A 20,631-nucleotide genomic window follows, 5' to 3' on the forward strand; every position below is an offset into this window, starting at 1 on the left:
AAAATTCCTCTAAACTATGTCATTACTCAGGTTTAAGATGGTCGACGCGGCGATAAACCATACCGCCGTGAAGGTCAAGGCTCCCGAGGGACGTCCTTCGGACTACTTCGGAGAGAAGGTATTCGGACGCGCAGCCATGCGTAAGTATCTCGACAAGAAGACGTATGCGGCACTGCTCGACACGATGGACAATCGCACGCCGCTCACGCGCGAAGTGGCCGACAGTATCGCCGCAGGCATGCGCCAATGGGCGTTGGAGCACGGCGCCGACCACTACACCCACTGGTTCCAGCCCCTGACGGGCGGTACGGCCGAGAAGCACGATGCCTTTGCCGAGCCCGACGGATTCGGCGGCGTGTTGGAGGAGTTCTCGGGAAAACTGCTCGTGCAGCAGGAGCCCGACGCCTCGTCGTTCCCCAACGGCGGCATCCGCAATACCTTCGAGGCGCGCGGTTACTCGGCTTGGGACCCTGCGTCGCCGGCCTTCATCGTCGATACGACGCTTTGCATCCCGACCGTCTTCATCGCCTACACGGGCGAGGCCCTCGATTATAAGGTACCCCTGCTGCGTTCGCTGACGGCCGTGGACAAGGCCGCCACGGAGGTGTGCCGCTACTTCGACAAGAATGTCCAGAAGGTCTTCTGCTACTTGGGCTGGGAGCAGGAGTATTTCCTCGTCGACGAGAGCCTCTGGGCCGTGCGTCCCGACCTGATGCTCACGGGCCGCACGCTGATGGGCCACGAGTCGGCCAAGAACCAGCAGTTGGAGGACCACTATTTCGGGGCTATCCCGACCCGCGTGATGGCGTTCATGAAAGACCTCGAATACGAGTGCCTGAAACTGGGAATTCCCGTCAAGACCCGTCACAACGAGGTGGCTCCCAATCAGTTCGAGCTGGCTCCGGTCTACGAGGAGGCCAATCTGGCCAACGACCACAACCAGTTGCTGATGACCATTATGGACAAGATTTCCCGCCGCCACCAGTTCCGGGTGCTGTTGCACGAGAAGCCTTTCAAGGGCATCAACGGCTCGGGCAAGCACAACAACTGGTCGCTGGGCACCGATACGGGCGTGAACCTGCTGGGGCCGGGCAAGACTGCCTCGGAGAACCTACAGTTCATCACCTTTCTGGTCAATGCCATCTCGGCCGTGTACAAGCACAACGGCCTGCTGAAAGCGTCGATCATGAGCGCCACGAACGCCCACCGATTAGGAGCCAACGAGGCGCCCCCGGCCATCATCTCGACCTTCCTCGGCACGCAGGTGTCGGCCGTGCTGGACAAGCTGGCCGCTTCGAAGGGCGACGACGCCATCCGTTTCGACGCCAAGAACGTCTTCAAGATGAGCGGCATTTCGCATATTCCGACGCTGCTGCTCGACAACACCGACCGCAACCGCACCTCGCCGTTCGCCTTCACGGGCAACCGCTTCGAGTTCCGCGCCGTGGGTTCGTCGGACAACTGCGCCGAGGCGATGATCGTGCTCAACACGGCGATGGCCAGCGAACTGACCGAGTTCCGGAAGGCCGTGGACGCCAAGATCGAGGCCGGGGCCAAAAAGGAGAAGGCCATTTACGAGGTGCTCAAGCAGATGATCAAGGCTTGTAAGGCCATCCGCTTCGACGGCAACGGTTATTCCGACGAGTGGAAGGCCGAGGCGAAGCGCCGCGGGCTGGATTGCGAAACCTCGACGCCATTGATCTTCGACCGCTACATGGATGCGGCGAGCGAGAAGCTGTTCGGCGATATGGGGGTCTTTACGAAAGTCGAGCTCGAGGCTCGCACCGAGGTGAAGTGGGAAACCTATACCAAGAAAATCCAGATCGAGGGCCGTGTGCTGGGCGATCTGGCGATGAACCACATCGTGCCTATCGCGTCGAAATACGAGGCGCAGTTGCTCGACAAGGTCTATAAGATGTCGCAGATCGGAGGACTGGATGCTTCGTCTGATATCCTGCTCATCAAGAAGATACAGAATCACACGGCGGAGATTCAGAAGCTCACTGCCGAGATGGTCGATGCCCGCAAGGTCGCCAACAAGATCGAAGATCCGCGCGCGAAGGCGATCGCCTACCACGACACCGTCGCCGTCTGCTTCGACGAAATCCGCCGCCACATCGACAAGCTGGAGGAGATCGTCGACGACCAGATTTGGCCGTTGCCGAAATACCGCGAGCTGCTTTTCCTCCGCTGATTTTCGATTTATAAGCGGCGATTTCCGCATATCCCCCGAACGGGGCGAATGGAATGTACCTGAATACTGCCCATTCACATCCAGATAGAGTTGTAACTTAAAAAGTTATGACTCTATTTGCATATAGCAGGTAATGGTTAGGAAACGGTTGTATGCATTTGTTCGCATCTGCTTTCCTTCATGCCAAACAACTCCTGTTATTGAATACAAATTCAATAAAAAGTCCCGATTTTTCAGATAGGCATAATTTATGTCATAGTAACTCATTTTAGGAAATAGACTGTTCTTCGATGGTCATATTCCATCAAAGGTCGTGAGCAACGAAACCATTTCGGAGGATATGTCGTTCTCGTTCCGGAATATTGAGGAACATAAACACATTGACAAGCGCTTGTACGCTATATAAAGCGTATGATTTTGAATATTTGGAATACGAATATCAAAGCGCATTGTATGGATCGCCGATAGCGCAGCATTCGAGCAGGCAGGCCAGACATTCCCGGAACGAGCATATGCAGAGAGTTCAGTTTCAATAGGCTCTCCCGTTTCGAAATAGGTTGAACCTGATAGATAAGCCGATTATATGCGATATTGAGCCGTCCACATTCCGGTTCGGAAAGGTCCTTGTTTACCAGCATGTGCAACAGAATCATAAAGTTGCTTTTTTCAAGTTTTCTGATTCCTTTCGGCATAAATATCGATCGCTTCTGAACCGTACGATAAGCCCCGGAAATCTTTGATTTTGAAAACTCGTAAATCTCCGGGCCGGTTTATGACGGGTCGGTTATCGATCGGGGTACTTACTGAAAGCTTGTGTTCGTGATATTGTCCCCTGCAAATTCACCCTCGACCGCAAACCGGTAAGTTCCGCTGCCGACCCTGTAAACCCGGTATCCGTCGACAGTGAACAGGTAGTGCACGTTCTTGCTACGGTCGGCACAGACACCCGATTCGGTTACGGCGTCGTCCGGAGCTGCCGGAATCCATATCTGAGCGGTCGTGTTGGCCGGGACCGCGACCTTCATCCGGAAGCCGCCGGGTGTTATCTTCCAGTCGGTCGAGATCGTGCCGTAGGGCGATTCGAACGAGGTTCGGGCGAATGTGATTTTCCCGATGACAGAGGGTTTTACGATGAAATGTTTATAGGCCGGACTCTCCGGGTCGCGCTGGATGCCTCCGACTTGCGTGTAAAACCACTCCTGCAGGTGGCCGAGCATCAAGTGGTTGTGCGAATGGTCCGTACGGGCGTCCCATGTTTCGGGCAGGGCGGTCGCTCCTTGTGCGATCTGATAGCCGTAACCGGGCACGTCGTAGCGGGAGTTCATGGCGTAGATGATTTCCGACATGCCGTGTGCCTCGAGGGCCCGCAGCACGAAGTTGTAACCTACATCGCCGGCTGTCAAGGCATTGCCCCGGGCACGGATGTCCGACGCGATGTTCTCGGCCACAGCCCGTTTGTCCTCCGGTGCGACCAGACCTGCACACAGGGCAATCGCATTGGCGGCCTGACTGCCCCGGTCATAGGATTTGGTGTCGGGGTGGAAGAATTTTGCATTGTAGGAGCATTTTATAGACTCCGCCAACTGCCGGAACCGTGCGGCATCCCGTCCCCTGCCAAGCAATTCGGCGGCTTGGACCATCGTTACGGCATCCATGTAGAATACGGGCGTTGCGGTGGCCGCGAGCGACGTATGCTGCGACACGCCGGGGCGCTTGGGCCCAATGTCGCACCAGTCGCCCAGTCCGTGATTGAGGATGTAGTCCGTCGCTTTGGATTCGAGGTACTCCAGATAGCGTTTCATGCTGTCGTAGTGCCGCTTGACGAGCGACGGATCGCCGTAGTATTCGTAAACCTTCCACGGGACCAGAATCATCGAACTTCCCCATTCGGGCGAATCGACAAATCCGCCGTTGAAAAGGAAATACATCGGAGCCACGTCGGGTATGAGCCCGTTTTCCCACTGGGCCGCCGCCATGTCCGCCGCCATCTTTTCGTAGAGTTTGTAGAGGTCGAAACTATGTTGCAGCGACCCGAACATCAGGTGCAGTTGCTCGATCCACGGCAGCTTTTCGCGGTGGGGGCAGTCGGTCAGGAAACTTCCCATATTGCCTTTGATGCCCCATTCGATCAACGTGTTAATCCGGTTGAGCAATTCGTCCGAGCAGCGGAAAGTGCCGGCCGTGGGAGCCGAATTGCGGACGTGCAGTCCAATGATTTCTTCGATGACGGGGAGCTCTCCGGGATTCTCCTCCCCGGCAGGCACGGCGTCCGTCACCTGCACATAGCGCAGTCCATAGTTGGTGAACTGCGGATGCCAGGTTTCCGGACAGCCGTCGCAGCCGATGGTGTAGGAGAAACGCACTTCGTCCTTGTAGCCGCCGAACCGGTGCACCGAGTCGGCTTTCTCGTCGTAGAGTTCTGTGGCGTGCAGCACCACGCGCTGTCCTTTTTTGCCCGTTAGGGTCAATTGCACGATTCCTTGGAAATTCTGCCCCAGGTCGTAGAGCCATCTACCGTGACGGGTCAGGCGGCGGGTTACGGGGCGGAACCGCTGCATGACACGCAGGGGATAGGAGGTCTGTGCTTCGAGAACGGTCCCTTCGGCCAGCGGCGCGGGCAGCGCCCGCTGCCATGTCGAGTCGTCGTAGCCTGGTTCCATCCAGCCTGTCGACAGGCGTGTGGCATCGTAGTCCTCGCCGCCGTAGACGCTGCTGTAAGTCACGGGGCTTTCCGTCGTGCGCCACGATGTGTCGGAGACGACCGTTTCCCGGCTGCCGTCCTCGTATTCGAGCGCCAGTTTGAGAATCATTTTGGGATACATGTAACTCGTCAGCCCTTTGTAATAGCGTTCCCGGGGAATACTGACGAATCCGTTGCCGAGCATCACACCCAGCGCATTGCACCCCTGCCGCAGCAGCGGGGTTACTTCGAAAGGAACGTAGTTCACGAGTTTGTCGTAGTCTGTGGCTGCCGGATCGAACAGGCGGTCGCCGACTTTTCGGCCATTGAGGAAGAAGTCGAAATGCCCGAGCCCCGAGACGTAGGCTACGGCCTGTTTCAGGGGTTTGCGGATTTCGACCTCACGGCGGAACTGCGGAAGTTTGTTCCGGCCCGGATTGCGGTCGCCGAGCCGTTTCCGAAGCGTTGCGTCGTTGGCCGCACCCGGAACCAGTCGCTCCTTTTCGGGCATCAACTCCATGGCGATCCACTGTGCGCCCTCCCAGTCCTGCTCATCCAACAGTCCTATTCCGAACCGGGCCGGTTCGCTCCACGCGGAGGTTTTTCCGGCCGCGTCGTGGATGCGGACGCTCCAATAATAAAATCCGCCCGGACGGAGCGCCGTCCCCGCATAGGGAATATGCAGCGATTGCGTACTGCGCACCTTTCCGCTGTCCCACAGGCATTCCTGTTGTTTGCCGAGCTTCTCCGGGGCATCGGCAACGCGGATTTCGTAGGCTTGCTGGATGAATCCCTGCCGCTCCGATGCCGCTTTCCAACTGAATTTCGGGGTGAGGGTGTTCACGGCCAGCGGATTCTCAAGGTATTCGCACTTCAGTTCATAGGCGGAAAAGGAACCTGCGAATCCTTCGGTCGTTATGAATACCGACAGGCAGAGGAGAATGAGGCGGATGCAAACGGTTTTCATGGGGGCTTCGTTTTGTGATTGTCAGATATTCAATTTTTCGCAGGCCGGTTTTTCCCCGAGCCACTGCATGCCGTCGACACGGGCCGAAAGTTCCCGGTTGCCGAATAGGGTCCTGATTTGAACGGGGACAGCCGTATTCATGTGTATTCCGGTGATGCAGGTTTCAGCAGGCGTTACTTCAATGACGTTCCCGCGCCGCCGTGCCGTGCAATTCCATGCGGCCAGCGAGCCGTCCGCGCGGACGATGACGAATGCTTGCGTCAGGGCGCACTCTTCGAGCGCTTTGAAAATCTCGAAAACCGTATAGTCGCCCTGCCCGCCTTTCTGGCCGAAATCCATCACGGCAGCATCGTCGTCGGGACGATGCCACGGCGTAATCAACTCCAGATACTGTTCTCCGACGATTGCATCCGTCGGAATCCCTTCGCCGGGATGCGCCGGGTCCTCCGCAAAGACTTTCGCCCGCACATAGGGATCGGGAACGAAGCCCCAGCGGAGCCATCCGTTCCCGTCCATAATCTGCACGCAGGCCCCGAGCGTATCCATCGTATCCCGCAGGTAATTTTCTTCGCCGGTAAGCAGATAGAGGTAGTAGGAGGCGTAAATCTTCCAGGCAGTCCACCCATGGGGCGAGTTCATCACTTGATTGGGTGCGAAATAGTGGTCGAGCGCCTCCCAGTAGCGGAGCGTCCCACCCCGCATCCGGGCGTCGGGGATTTCCGATTGCTGGAGGCAGCGGTGTTTGTGGTAGAGGTATTCGGCAGCGGCCGTATAGGCGTTGCGTGCCGGGGCTTCGTGTTGCATGAGGGCGTAGAGTGCCAGTTGGAGCGCGCTGCATGTAATCATGCCGTCCTCGAACGTCATGTCGCCCTCGGTTTCGATATCGTCGCGGCGCAACAGCAGGTCGGCGCAAGCCCGGGCTCCGGAGAGGGCGTGCCTCTGCGCGCGTTCGGCCCATTCGGCGGAGGCGGGGGCCAACTCCTGCTCTGCGGCGGCCAATTCCAGCATTGACTTGGCCGGATAGATGACGGCCGTGTAATGGACGTTGTTTCGTGAACGGTAGGCGCCGTCGGCGCTTTGAACCTGTTCCGAACAGATGTAGTCGCCGATGTGCGAAGCCTGGCGCAGGTAATTCTCGTCGCCGCTCATGCGCCACAGGTCGACGAGAATACCGATCAACGTCGTGTGGTTCTGGATGCGGTGGGGCCTGAATACCGGCCGGGGCTGCCATGCCACGGTGTCCCAGGTACGGGCGAGCGCATCCTCAAAGCGTGCGGTCAGCCGGATACTTTTTTCCGGCGTCGGAAAATACCGTTCCGCCTGAAAGATCGTGTAATAGCCGTACATACTTTCCGCCCCCGAATGAAGCGGTGGATAACGCGTCGCAAAGTCCCGTGCGCAGGTCAGATACCACGACCATTCGCGGCGGACGTGCACGCGGGCTTCGGCCTGTTTGCCTGCGGATGTCGTAACGGTCAGCAGGTATTCGCCGGGGCCTTTTGCCGGGGTGAATGTTCGACCGGAAAGTTCTTCTACACTGCCGTCCGGAGCCGTTACGGTGACTCTTGCGGTTTCGGACGTACAGCCGTAAAGTTGTAAGTCGGTCGATTCGCCGGCGGAGAGGGTGTAACGTCCGCATTCGATTGCCGGAATACCTCCCCATGCCGCAAGCGCGGGCTTGAGCGTTTCGAGCCCTTCGATTTCTCCCAGATGGAGCTCCCATTCCCGCCGTTCACCGGGAGCAAGCGAATTCATTCGCTGCGGATGTCGTGCAGGCAGGGGGCCCGTGTGCAGCAGGTCGAGGCTTCCGGTGAAAATCTGGTGCCCCCACTTCGGCTTTAAAATACCTTCGTAGATATAGTTAATGCCATAGGAGGCGACCGGCCCGGATGTGCAAATGCCTGCGATACGCCCTTCGGGCGACATGAAATAGCCCCAGAAATGGCTCTTTTCACAGCGCATCAGCGTCGGGAAAAACTTTTGGTTCCACGCCGGATAACTCCGCATTTCGGCGTCGATTCCCAAATACAGCCGTGACCGGAACGGCACGAAAAGGCTGTCCGTGCGGTTCTCCATTTCGGCCGTCACCACCAGATGGTCTTTTTCGGCCCGGTAGGCGAGGCGGTAGGCGATGCCGTTCTGTTCGGCCGTGAATACCGGAATGCCGGATACGGGCTGTGATAGGGCTACGTTCTCCCAAGCCGGTCCGGATTTGTCGTCCGTGCGGAACGGAATCCGCATCCATTCACCGTTACGGAACGTTTCATAGCCGCGAATCGTGCCATTGTCGGCTATGAAAGCACGCCAGGTCGTTTGCGGTCCGGCATCGAGAATCGTGATTCCCGATGCCTGCACGGTGAAAGGAAAACAAAGCAACCACAGCAGGCGGGAAAGTCCCGGTTTTCCAAGATTCATCATTCGTTTGTTTTGGTTGTAATAATTTGCTTTTGTGCAGCCTGAATTCGGATGCAGGCAGGTGCTCCGGCCGATTTTATTCTATGTCCTTGAAGAAGAACTCCGCATATTGGAACCCAGCTTTCTTGTAGAGGTTCGGTAGGAGGCGTTTTGCGCGGCGTTGGAAATCGTCGTAATTCTTACGGTCGTATGCCCAGGCAATTTCGGCTATCGCGGCCATTCTGGGCAGTGTCATCCGCTGGACATGTCCGAAATCCGCGATGTATTCGGTCCATACGTTACCCTGAATGCCGAGAATATTCTTGTACTCGGCGGGTTTCAGCCGGTCGTAGGGGTCGAGGCGGTATACCTGCCTCATGGAGAGGTATCGGGTCGGCCCTATTGGTTCCAGCTTTTCAGGATGGGATGTCTGCGCATAGTCGAGGTAGCAGTTCCACTTCGGGGTCATGATTACGCGGTTTCCCTTCTTTGCGGCGTCGGTCCCCCTAAACTGGTCGGTCCACGCCATGATGACCGCGGATTTTGAAATTCCTCCCTGCATGATTTCGTCCCACCCGATCAGTTCTCGTCCGTGGTCGTGAAGCCACTTTTCGACGCGGTGCATGAAATAGCTTTGCAGTTGTTCCTCGTTTGCGAGCCCCTCTTGGCGGATGCGTTTTTGACAGGCCGGACACTCTTTCCAACGGTCTTTGGGACATTCGTCGCCTCCGACGTGTATGAGTTTCGAAGGGAATAGTCCGAGCACCTCCCCGAGCACATTTTCCACGAATTCGAAGGTCGTCTCTTTCCCCGCGCAGAGCACGTCCTTGGATATTCCCCAATGGGTCCATACTTCGTATCCTTCGCCGCGGCACCCCAACTCGGGATATGCGGCCAACGCCCCTAACATGTGTCCGGGCATGTCGATTTCGGGAATTACCTCGATGTATCGTTCTGCGGCATAGGCCACGATGCAGCGGATATCGTCCTGGGTGTAGAAACCTCCGTAGGGTTTTCCGTCGTATCGGTTGCGGCTTTCGTCGGACTTGTCGTATCGTCCGATGACGGTCTCCTTACGGATGGAGCCGATCTGGGTGAGCCGGGGATATCGCTTGATTTCGATGCGCCATCCCTGATCTTCGGAGAGGTGCCAGTGGAATACGTTCAGTTTGTGCAGGGCGAGGATGTCGATAAATCGTTTCACCTCGTCCACGGTCCAGAAATGGCGTCCGGAGTCGAGCATTCCCCCGCGATGTGCGAAACAGGGTTTGTCGGCAATGACAACGGCGGGTACGGTTCCGTCCGGGGCGACGAGCTGACGGAGCGTTTGCAGAGCGTAAAACACGGCCTGCGGGGAGCCTCCGGATATCCGGATGGCTTTGGGCGTCACTGCAAGCGTGTACTCTTCATTCTCCAGTTCGTTGTTTACAGCGAGGGCGACGGCTCCTTTTTCTGCCACGGGAATCCGGTGACCGACAACGGAAGCGATGTCTTCGGCGAAGATTTCTGCGGGACGTCGGAGTTCGCCTTCGGCGGCGACTGCCGTTTTGGGAGAGATATGGAATACGCCCTTTCCCGGAGTCAGGGAGGCGGGGCGCGGTATGATATCGATGTTTCGGGCGCAGATTGCTGCGGCGAACATCAGGGCGAAAAAGGTCAGAATAGTTCGTTGCATCGGTAAACGGGTTGAGGATACGCATGTTGGCGGGGCTTTTCCCCGGTTGGTATCCGGTCAGATAAAGTTAATTCGTTTATTGTAGTTTGATATCGACAAATACCGGTAAATGGTCGGAAACAAGGTTCAGTTTGACGGAACCGGAGAGCCGCACCACCTGTGACTGTACAACCTGATATTTTGCATTGTTCCTGTAAGCAAGGATGTAGTCGAGGCAGCGGTCGGGATTATTCGCCGGGAAGGTCGTCTGTGTAGCCGAGATGACTTTCCATTTCTGCTGGTAAAGGGTCATCGTCTCCGATTCGGGGCGGGCGTTCATATCGCCCGCCAGAAAGATAGGTTTGGCGGAATCTGAGTAGTGCCGCTCGACATAGTCGTTGATTACGGCGATCTGCCCGGGATGTGCCGCTCCGGTGGAGTGTTCGAGGTGGGTGGCGATGAACACGAAGTCGTCGAATTCCAGTACGCACATCACCCTTCGTTCGGTTCCGACCCCCTTAGGCAGGAAAACGTAATCCTTGGCAATGGCTTTCTTCTTGGAGAGAGCTGCGTCGCCGTAGCGGCCGCCGGTGGGGTGCGGATCGAGCGCCGGGCCGAAAATATAGTCCCAGCCACCCATGATTTCGGAAAAATGTTTAGGCTGGTCGACACCGTCCGTGCGCGGTACGCCGTCGTCTATTTCGTTGATGCAGAGGACGTCCGCTTCTATCTCTTTCAGAAAATTGCCGATCGCCCCGTAGGCCCGGTCCGGAGCGGGGAAGTTCTCCGTATCGAACCGGAACGTCGCCACATTGTAGGAAACCAGGCGGATTACGCCTTCGCCTTTGCCCTTGCCGGGCGTTTCGGGGCTGTCATTGTCCTTACTGCAGGCCGTATTCAGGCATAATCCGGCGGCACATGCGAATAACATCAGTGTTTGGATTGCAAGCATGTTTTTTCGTATTGTTTATGCCGGCCCTGCCGACTGACAGGACCGGCTGTTTGTTATCGGTTGAGGTACGGATTTTCGTTTTTCAACAGCGAAATCCCTTCCGTTACATCGGTAGTGAATTCCGAAGATTCGTACTTGTTGTTGTAGCGGTCCGTAACGATTACCTTCACCTCGGCGTTTTTGTCCTTGAGTTTATAGGAATAGAGATGCGTGCAGGTTACGCTTACGGCCAGCCAGCGGTCGATGCGGGTTTCGTAGGTGTTGCCTTCGTGTACGGCCATGCCCCACATGTCCTTCATGTTGATACGCGACATGCTGCCCGAATATTCGCCGTTCTCATAGACGGCGATGTCCCATTTTGAATCGGCGTTCCAGACGTTGGCCACGATCACGTCGTCGGCCAGCCCGAACGTGTAGTCGTACAATACGTCGGCGCTGCCTGCACCGTACAGGTCGTCGGGGTTGCCCCAGCCTTTGTAGGCATGGTTGCCGCGATAGAGGCGGAACTGGAAATTGCGGTCGTGGTTGACGGGCTGGAAGTAGGCATTCTTAATCGAGTTTCCCGACATTTCGTAGACCGTGAATCCGAGCGGTGTAGCGTCGGTGTTCAGGTTGCTCCACCACCAGGCGCCGCATGCCGCACCGTGGATGTGTTCGTAATAGGTGGCGTTTTCGATATTTTGGTGGTCGTGCGTGTGACCGGAGAATACGTCCAGCGACTTGAAGCGGGAGAGAATGTCCAGTATTTTCGTCGAATTTTTCGAATTGCGCATCGGGATATGACAGAAAAAAATCACCGAACGGTCCGTGCCGACGGGCGCTACCTGTTGTTCCAGCCAGGCGACCTGTTCATCGGTGAAACCGCCGTGATAGCTCGAGCCGTTCTCGAAAATGACGTTGTCCATGCCGACGAAAAGATAGTTACCCATGTTGAACGTGTAGTCGGTCGGCCCCCACAACGCGCTGTGGTCGTCGGCGTTGCGCGGGAGCGAGGAATTTGCCGCATCGCGGAGTTTGTCGTGGTTGCCGACGACGGAGAATGCCGGGGCACCCGTCGACCCGAGGTTCAGCCGTGTGGCGGCCATGTAGTCGAGGTTGTCTTCGACCTGATCGCCCATCGACAGAATGATGCAGGGCTTGGTCTGCCGGGCGACGGCGTCCTTCAGCGCCGGGGTCGTTTCGTTGGTGAAACGTTCGTTGTCCATGGGGACCCTCACCTGCGGGTCACCCACGCCGATCACCGTGAAATCGGAGGCGTCGCCCGTGCGCTTGCGCAACTGAAAATCCTGACGGTGCACGCCTGCGTTTTCGGGAATTTCGGCGTAGAATTTCGCCGCCGAACAATCCTCGGCCGTTTCGATTTCGTAGTCCCAGGGCGTCGAGTAATAGACGAACTTCGCTTCGGGATTGCGCTTGATCTGGTAGATGCCGTAGGCGTTGGTCGCCACGCTGGTCGTGCCGTCGCTCACCACCACGCCCCGGATGGGTTTTCCGTTGGTGTCGGTGAGCTGCCCGTAGAGGTCTTTGCCGACGGCGGGCTTCACCTCGATTTGCGAATAGTCGATTTCGCCGCCGCCTTTGCCGCCCTGATCCTCTTTTACGCCGCAGCATACGGCGAGGAGGGCTGCCAGTGAACACATTGTCAATATGCGGAATGTTTTCATTATTTTCGGTTGTTTTTCGGTTGCCGGAGGCTCCCAGCTCCGACCGGAGCCGGGAGTTTCCGATGACAATTAGTTGTTTTTCAGGATTTCCGTGATTTTCGAACGGTCGTTTTGTGACGCTTCGGTCGCAGCGTCCTGACGGGTCGGATCGTTTACGCTGCCGGGATCGGCCGCGCGCACTTTGTGCGAGAAGGCCCAGACGTTCTGGATGCAGCCCGCCTTGTTGACCTCGGCCTTGAGCGTCCCGGTGTTTTTGCAATTCTCGATACTGTAATACTGCACGTTGTTCTCATCGGCGGAGGCCACGACCGAGACGCCTGCCACGATCGGGAGCGCCCTGCCTGAGCCGTCCGGTCCGTTACGGGTCGTCGTCAGGTCGAAATCGCCGGTGTTCGTGCAGTCCTTCACCACCGAGACGACCGAACCGTCGTTCTTGCCCGTCGGGTTGTCGGAGCGCCCCGAAATGCCGCCTGCAGCGAGCGAAATAGTTCCGCTGAGTTTGCCGCTGTTCGTGCAGCCCTCGATCCGGGTGCCTGCGAAATAGGCGACGATGCCTCCAAGAACATTACCGTTCTTAGCCATGTTGATATGGCCGGTGTTGGTGCAATTCCGGATTGTCGCCGAAACACATTTCTCGATGCTGCCGACAAGTCCTCCGACGAAATGCGCCGCTATCGTCAGGTCGGCCTCGTTGCGGCAGCCGGTCAGGTCGATTTTTCCGGTCGCGGCATCGCCCTGGTCGGGACGGGCACCCAGAATGCCGCCGTAAAAGTCATAGTTGACGTTGCAGGTCGAAGCGTCTATCGCGCCTCGGTTGATGCAGTTCTCGTACGTTCCGTAGACAGCTCCGGCAATACCCCCGCATAGGATGCGCAGGCCGCTTTTGCCCTGTCCGTCGATGGTGATCTTTCCGGTGTTCGTGCAATTGGTGAAGGTTCCGGCGAAGGTTTTGCGGGTTCCGCCGATCAGACCGCCAATGAACTTGAAGGCGCCGCAGTCGGCGTTGATCGGGGCCACCAGAATGTCGGAGGCGTTGGAGCAGTCGGTGAATACAATGCCGTTGTCGTCGTCCAGATGGCCGACAAGTCCGCCGAAGTAACGCATCAATCCGTTCTTCATGGTGATCGAACCGCCGATGGCGTGGCAGTCGGTGAATATCACGGCGCCTTTGGCCAGGCCGACGATGCCGCCGTAGCGCGTGTCGTCGAATTTGGACCACTTCGTGGGTTCGTAGGAGAAGTCCACGGCGACTTTCACGCCCGTGAATCGGGCTCCTGCGGGCGCTTCGCTCAGCACGCCGCCGCAGGCCGCCCAGTTGGCGGCGTCGGAATTACGAATCGAGCCTTTGACCGTGATATTCTTGATTTCGGCCGTCCCGCTCATCTTGTGCATCAGGATGCCGTAGTAGCGCTCCGTGGTGGCGATATCGGCCTTTACCGTATGACCCAGGCCGTTAAGGGTGCTCTCGAAAGTCTGGTTCTTGGAGACGAGCAGGTAGGGATTGCTCTTCGAACCGAAATCGATGTCTTCCAGCAGCACGATCTCGCCGTTCTGCATATAGGGGGAGAGCCCCGCAGGATTTTTGTCCGCCAGGTAGGCGTCGTAGGCCTTGCGGAAGGCTTCGGCCTCGGCCGCACCGGCGATGCCGTCCAGCCGCACGTCGATCGTATAGGTTTGTGCAAAATCGTCATCGCCCAATTCGTTATAGGTTTTCAGCGTTACCTGCCCGCCGTATGCCGTATGGTTGTCGGCGTCCGGGGCCGTGATGGTGATCTTCTTGCCGGCTACGTCGGGCGTGACCTCCCAACCCTCTGGTTTGTCGGCGACGACGATATCGGCGACGTATTGTCCCGTATAGCCGATCTCAACGGGCGTTTCGAACTGGAAACGCACGTTGTCAGTTTCCAGCGTCATGGCGGGGTCGTGGGCGTCGACGGCCGTTCCGCGGAACGTCGCCGTGACGCCCCGCTGCCCGCGTACGCTCAGCGGGGTGACCGAGAGGTCGCCTGAAAGTACGGCGCCTTCGTCGTCGTCGCCGGGCGAGGTGATCGTGAAAGACGTTTCTCCTTTCTTGTAGCTGCCTGTCCAACCTGCGGGCAGTTGGAAGTCAAAGCCACCAAAACTTTCGTTGGCCGTAAATTCATAGCTGCGGGTCGAAGCATAGGCGAATTTCGTCTCGCCGGGATTCTCGAAAGCAAAGTCGAGGCGTATCTCGGCGGCGGCCACCGCGACGGTGTAGTTTGCCGTGCGGCCTGCCGGAGAGGTGAGCGTAAAGACGATGCTGCCGCTTTCGTTACCGTCGAGGTAGGCTGCCATCGGCGGTTCGATGATACACTGCCTGTCGCGCAGGTTGGTCTTGACGACCCAGCCTTCGGGGCGTTCCGTCGTTGCGGAAACAACGTTCTCGGCCTTGATGGTATAGCTGCGCGGCGTGTCGAACACGAACTCCTGCGTACCGCCGACGGGGGTGCCGTTTTCGGTGAGTTCAAAGACCATCGTGCCTTCGTTCAGGCCTGCGTCGTCCGATTCGCAGGCGGACAGCCCGGCCGAGCAAAGAACGACAGCCATTGCATAACTTATGATGTGTGAAATGTTTTTCGCTTTCATTTTAATCATTCGTTGAGGTTTGTACTCGTTTTTCCGGCTCACAGGGCGATGACTTTCACCACATAATCCATCTGCTGCTTGTCGGGGCCGGTCAGGTTGACCACGACGTTCCCCGCGGTCTCGCCGACCTCCGGGCTGGCCGGTGCGGAGATCACCACCGAGCCGTCGTCGCCGCCGTTGTAGAATTCGGCCTCCCAGCCGAACGGCGCGACGACCTTCATCGTCGTAACGTACCGGCTGTGCAGTTTGTACGCTTTCGTTTCGCCGAATTTGAATTGCTGTGTACCCTCCAACTGGAAGGCTCCGTCGTAGAGCTGGAACTGGATTTTACCGTGCGGCTCCTCCTTGTCGAGTTTGCAGGAGGTCATCCCGAAAGCCAGCGTCAAAACCGCCGCTGCGGATACTATTTTCTTTAACATGGTTTTGTTCGTTTAGCTGTTAATAACCGGGATTCTGCTCCATATTGGGGTTCATGGACATCTCGTCGGCCGGAATGGGCCACAGGTAGTCGCGTTCGTTGAAGACGCGGACCTTCGCCTGATGCTGTTTTCCTGTGTTGGGGTTGTAGGCGCCGAGAACGGGGCCGTTCATCACCTGCGTACCGATCTTCCAGCGACGGATGTCGAACAGGCGGTGGCCCTCGAATGCCAGTTCCACGCGGCGTTCGCGGCGGACCAGTTCGCGCAGTTTCGCCTGCGTTTTATATTTTGTGCGGTCGACCTCAGGCATGCCGGCACGGGTGCGGATATCGTTCAAGAAGGTGTAGATGTTCTCGTCCGAAAGTTCGTTCAGTTCAATGGCTGCCTCCACATAGTTGAGCAGCACGACGGCGTAGCGCATCAAATAAAAGTCGTTGATACCTTGCGTGTCGCCGCGTTTGTCTACCCAGTCGCGATAATTGCCCCATTTTTTCACCCAGTAGCCCGTCATCGTCGAGTTGATACGGCCAACCTGGTCGAGACTGCCAGGGGTCCATGGGTCGGGACATACGTTGATGAAATTCTCGTTCGGGAAGAGTATTGTAGCTGTCAGGCGCGGGTCGCGCGGCAGCGCCTTCGGGTTCCGGATTAGTTCGTTGCGCGTCGCGTCATCCAGCTCGTCGAGCGTGCGGCCGTCGAGCAGTTCGTATTCGTTGACCAGCGAGGCTGTCGGCGAGTCGACTACGCCGCCGGCCGTGCCGCCGTACGGAGCCAGACGGGCGCGGACCTGCTGGGCGCCGTTGTTCTTGAGGAAGATGGCCTCGGTGTTGTTTCCGGCGGCGGTACCTTCGAAGTTCTTGGCGATGAACAGGGTCGAGTAGGCGCTGTGGTGTACGGTGTAAGGGGCCGTGCCCTCGTCGGTTTCTGCGCGCATGAGTTTGTAGCGGCCCCCCTCGATTACTTTCCAAGCCCATTTCTTAGCATTGGCCCAGTCACCCACATAGAGGTAGAGATAGGATATGTAAGCGTAGCAGGCGTCCTGTGTCCAGCGCCAGGCCTCGGTGGCCGTATAGCCCGGGCCGTCCTTTACCGGGAGGTCGCCGGCTGCAGTTTCGAACTCACCGGCGATCCAGTTCACGATTCGCTCGGCGCTTTCGCGGCTCAGTTCCTGCTCGGAGGGCAGCGTGGGGGTTTCGACGATGGGGATGTTCCCGAAATGCAGGAAGAGGTCGAGGTGGTAGAAGGCCCGGCAGGCGCGTACTTCGGCGGCCATGCGCGTCACCTGCGATTTGTAGGAGGTAGGAACGAATGCCCGGTGGTAGTTCTCCAGAAACCGGCACGCGCGGCGGATACCCCGCCAACGGTTGAACCACAGTGTACGTGCGAGAATGTCGCTGGTGGGAACTGTGCCGCTGTCGTAATTGCTGAAATTGACGTAGTTAGCGCTTCCGATGCAGTTGTCGGTAAGGGCTTCCCGTTCTACTATTGTATTGCTGGCCGCTCCGGGGGTAGTGGAGCTGTCGTCCGAATTCTGGTAGAGGATCAGCCCCGAAGGGATGGTTTTGTAGATACTGTTCAGGGCGGTGTTGAGCTGTCCGATTGTCTGCCACCACTCCTCCTCGGTGGTGTCGTTGGGCACGTCTTTCTGGAGGAAGTCCTCACAACCCGTCAGAAAAGTTACGCTTCCCAGCAGGAAGGCCGCCGTAAGGTATTTTGCGATTTTATGCTGAAATTTCATACTAGGATGTTTTAAGAGTTAAAACCGTACGTTCAGTCCCACGGAGTAGGTGCGGAACATGGGATAGGTGGAATAGGTTCCTTTGCTTTCAGGGTCGATCAGTTCGACGTTGGTAAAGGTAAAGGGATTCTGTACGTTGGCGTAGATGCGGATGCTTTCGGCCCGGATTTTCTTGGCCAGCCATGGGCAACTGTAACCCAGTTGGATGTAACGTACGCGCAGGAACGCGCCGTTCTCGCGCCAGAACGTCGAGAAGAGTCCGTTGTTGCCGGCCTGGAGCGTCGGGCGTGGAAACCGGGCCGTCTGGTGGTCTTCGGTCCAGTAGTCGAAATGCCAGCGCTGGGGTTTGCCGCCGTTATCGCCGTCGAGCGGATTGGAAATCAGGTTGGTGTAGAAGACCGGAACCGAACCCACGCCGTTGGCCTGCGCCTCGAAATCGAGGTTTTTCCACGAAAACGACAGGTTCATGTAGTAGACCGATTCGGGGTCGACCCGGCCGATGGGCATGCGGTCACTGTCGTTGATTATTCCGTCGCCGTTCATGTCGACGTATTTCACGTCGCCGGGCTGCTGGGAGAGCGATGCCGAATTGTAGCCGCCGATGATCGGGTAGTTGTCGTCGATGTCGCGCTGGGTCAACAGACCGTCGGCCACATAGCCGTAATACTCGGTAATGGCGCGCCCCTGTTGGTAAATACGGTCTCCGGAGACGATTTTGCTGTTGATTACCCGCGTCAATTTCGACTTGGTATACGAATAGCCGGCGTTGAAGCCGATACGCGTGTGTTTGTTGAAGTTGTGATTGTAGCCCGCGCTGATCTCGAACCCGTCGACCTTGGCGTCACCGGCGTTCTGGAACGAGTTGAGCAGCGCCGAACTGAGCGTCGAGGGGGTGTTGACAATTAGGTCGGTAGTCTTTTTGCGGAAGACGTCCACTGTGAGGTCCAACTGGTTGTCGAAGAAACTCAGGTCGAGACCGGCGTTCCAAATCGAGACGACCTCCCATGTGAGGTTGGGGTTTCCGTTGACGGTCTCGTTGCCGCTGCTGCTTACCAGACTCTGGTATTTGTAGGGGTTGACGTGATTGTTGCCCAACTTGCCGTAGGACAGGCGTAGTTTCATCGTGTTGAGCCACTTGACGTCCTTGAGGAACGACTCGTTGGCGATGTTCCATCCCACGGCGGCCGAGGGGAAGAAGCCCCATTTGTGGCCCTTGTCGAAGAGCGACGAGCCGTCGCCGCGGGCCGAGATTTCCAGCATGTAGCGGTTGTCGTAGCTGTAATAGGCTTTTCCGAAGAACGAAACCAACGTCACCACGTCCCAGGCGTTGCGCATGTCGTATTCGGACGACCAGCCGCCGATGAGGTTGAGCGTATGGCCGTTCTTGAAATCCTTGTTCCAGTCGAGCATCAGATTGGCCGTCCAGTACGATTGGCGATTGGGATAGGAGGTCTCACTCATCTTGCCGCTGTCGAAAACGATGTCGTCGGTAAAGTAGTCGATCAGTTGGAAAGCCGGGCGTGTGCGGCGCGTGAGTCCTGACGAGAGGCGGTAACCGACCTGTCCTTTCAGGACCAGTTCCGGAATGATGTACCATGTGGGGCGGATGTTCAGCGTCACATAATCCTTGAACTCTTCCCGTTTGATGCCTTTCTGGAGGTTGTACAACGGATTCTGCACGGTCTGGTAGATGCCGTAATAAACCATGTCCTCGCGCTGACCCTCCTTGCGGGGATAAATGCCCGCGACGGTCGGCGGTGTGCGGTAGATGAAGTCGATCAGCGATGTATTGGTGGTGTTGGGCTGGCGCTGTACGTCACGGTTGACGAAGGCGTCGACATAGGTGAAGAGCGTCTTCGAGAGGTTGATGGTCGTGTTCAGACGCACCGACAGGCGTTCGAAACCGTTGTCCATGTATTTGTAGATGCCGTCCTGCGACATGTACTGCGCTGCCAGCGCGAAGCGGGCCGTGGTGTTACCACCCGAGACGCTGAGGTTGTGTTCCTGAATGTTGGTGAACTCGCGCATCGTTTCCTTCGTCCAGTCGGTGTTGGGAAAGTTGATCGGGTCGGAGCCGTTGCGCGTGGTTTCAATCATGATATCCGTGTAGCTCGGGGATGCGCCGCTGTTCACCGAAGCTGCGTTGTAGTAATTCATGTAGTCAACGGCGTCGCCGAAATCGGGACGGTAGAGGGGCTGCTGCACGCCGAAGTAGCCGTTGTAGCCCACCTGCACACGGCCTGCCGTACCGCGCTTGGTGGTGATGACGATTACACCATTACCGGCCTTGGCTCCGTACATCGAGGCTGCCGAAGCATCCTTGAGCACCGAGATCGACTCCACGGTCGAGGGGTCGAGTTTGTCCATGTCCGACTCGAAGCCGTCGATCAGGACGAGCGGATCGGAACCCAGCAGCGACGCGACACCGCGAATCTTGATTTTTGCACCGTCGCCGCCCGGCATGCCGGAGCTCTGCGACACGAAAACACCAGTTGTACCACCCTGGAGGGCCTGCGACAAGCGGGTGATGGGTTTATTGGTGAAATTGGTGTTTTCGATGATGCCGACCGACGAGGCGACTTTGACCTTCGCCTGCGAGGTCATTCCCGTCACGACCACTTGTTCGAGCGCCGTAGCGTCTTCGGCCAGAGCGATCGACATGTTCGATACCGATGCGTTGACGCGAACCTCCTTGGTCTGGTAACCCAAGTAGCTGACGACCAGCATGTCGCCTTTCTTTGCTTTGAGGGAGAAGAAGCCGCTGCCGTCGGTGGTCGTACCCGTGGGGGTTCCCTTTACGATGATGGTGGCGCCGACAAGCGGTGTGGGAGGCTCTTTGGTATCGACTACAACGCCCCGGACGGAAAGCAGATTACCCCCCCCCTCAGTTTCTTTGCTCGCTTCGGATACCCGGGCGGTTTTATTGTAGACGGTTATCTGGCCTTCAGTGATGAGGTAAGCGAGATCGGTTCCCGCAAGGAGGCGTTTCAGCGCCTCGGGGAGTTCCGCCTCTTTGATTTCGAGCGTTACGCGCTTGTCGAGTTCGGCATCTGAGGCGTCGGAGACGAGGAAGACATAGCCGCTCTGCTTTTCGATGGATTTAAAAAGCTGCCGGAGCGAGGTGTTGTTGGCCGTGAGGCTGATTTTTCCCGCCGGGGTGGCCGGTGCGCCGGCGTCGGAAGGGACTGCGTAGGACGGCACGGCCAATGCCGAAAGTAGCAGGAATAGCCCAAATTTTAGAAAATTGATGGGCATGAAGGTCTTTTTGGCAATACATAAGACAGAGTTAAATCTTTCTTTCATATATTTGCATCAAGTTTAGGTTTACATCTTGGTAACTGTTAATGGTTGGGTGTGGATCT

General features: G+C 57.3%; 10 protein-coding genes. 1 reads left to right on the forward strand and 9 read right to left on the reverse strand.

Annotated elements, in window-relative coordinates:
* The first annotated feature begins 16 nt into the window (after positions 1-16).
* A complete protein-coding gene (locus BN5935_RS08490; RefSeq protein ID WP_235821051.1) occupies positions 17-2,194 on the forward strand; it encodes a glutamine synthetase III family protein in 2,178 nt (725 codons plus the stop codon).
* An 800-nt stretch (positions 2,195-2,994) separates the two neighbouring features.
* Here the strand turns inward: BN5935_RS08490 and BN5935_RS08500 are convergent.
* The 9 genes from BN5935_RS08500 to BN5935_RS08540 form a co-directional block, all read right to left on the reverse strand.
* Positions 2,995-5,841, reverse strand: a complete 2,847-nt coding sequence (locus tag BN5935_RS08500; protein WP_064975729.1) for a family 78 glycoside hydrolase catalytic domain — start codon at positions 5,839-5,841, stop codon at positions 2,995-2,997.
* A gap of 21 nt (positions 5,842-5,862) precedes the next feature.
* The gene (locus tag BN5935_RS08505; RefSeq protein ID WP_147625793.1) at positions 5,863-8,256 is read right to left on the reverse strand and encodes a hypothetical protein; all 2,394 of its coding nucleotides are present in this window, start codon (positions 8,254-8,256) and stop codon (positions 5,863-5,865) included.
* Between the two features lie 76 nt (positions 8,257-8,332).
* The gene (locus BN5935_RS08510) at positions 8,333-9,910 is read right to left on the reverse strand and encodes a beta-N-acetylhexosaminidase (protein WP_064975731.1); all 1,578 of its coding nucleotides are present in this window, start codon (positions 9,908-9,910) and stop codon (positions 8,333-8,335) included.
* 76 nt (positions 9,911-9,986) lie between these two features.
* A complete protein-coding gene (locus BN5935_RS08515) occupies positions 9,987-10,841 on the reverse strand; it encodes an endonuclease/exonuclease/phosphatase family protein (RefSeq protein WP_082944069.1) in 855 nt (284 codons plus the stop codon).
* A gap of 53 nt (positions 10,842-10,894) precedes the next feature.
* Positions 10,895-12,481, reverse strand: a complete 1,587-nt coding sequence (locus BN5935_RS08520) for a calcineurin-like phosphoesterase C-terminal domain-containing protein (RefSeq protein WP_064975733.1) — start codon at positions 12,479-12,481, stop codon at positions 10,895-10,897.
* Positions 12,482-12,574: 93 nt separating this feature from the next.
* Positions 12,575-15,073 (reverse strand): hypothetical protein, encoded by a 2,499-nt coding sequence (locus BN5935_RS08525; RefSeq protein WP_147625794.1) that lies wholly within the window; start codon positions 15,071-15,073, stop codon positions 12,575-12,577.
* A 77-nt stretch (positions 15,074-15,150) separates the two neighbouring features.
* On the reverse strand, positions 15,151-15,531 hold the full coding sequence (locus BN5935_RS08530; RefSeq protein WP_147625795.1) for a hypothetical protein: 381 nt from the start codon (positions 15,529-15,531) through the stop codon (positions 15,151-15,153).
* A gap of 19 nt (positions 15,532-15,550) precedes the next feature.
* Positions 15,551-17,269 carry a RagB/SusD family nutrient uptake outer membrane protein gene (locus tag BN5935_RS08535; RefSeq protein WP_064975736.1) on the reverse strand — a complete coding sequence of 573 codons (1,719 nt, stop codon included), beginning with the start codon at positions 17,267-17,269 and terminating at the stop codon, positions 15,551-15,553.
* 18 nt (positions 17,270-17,287) lie between these two features.
* Positions 17,288-20,524, reverse strand: a complete 3,237-nt coding sequence (locus BN5935_RS08540) for a TonB-dependent receptor (protein ID WP_162272063.1) — start codon at positions 20,522-20,524, stop codon at positions 17,288-17,290.
* Positions 20,525-20,631: the final 107 nt, after the last annotated feature.

The sequence above is a fragment of the Alistipes provencensis genome, from assembly GCF_900083545.1.
GTDB classification, from domain to species: Bacteria; Bacteroidota; Bacteroidia; order Bacteroidales; family Rikenellaceae; genus Alistipes; species Alistipes provencensis.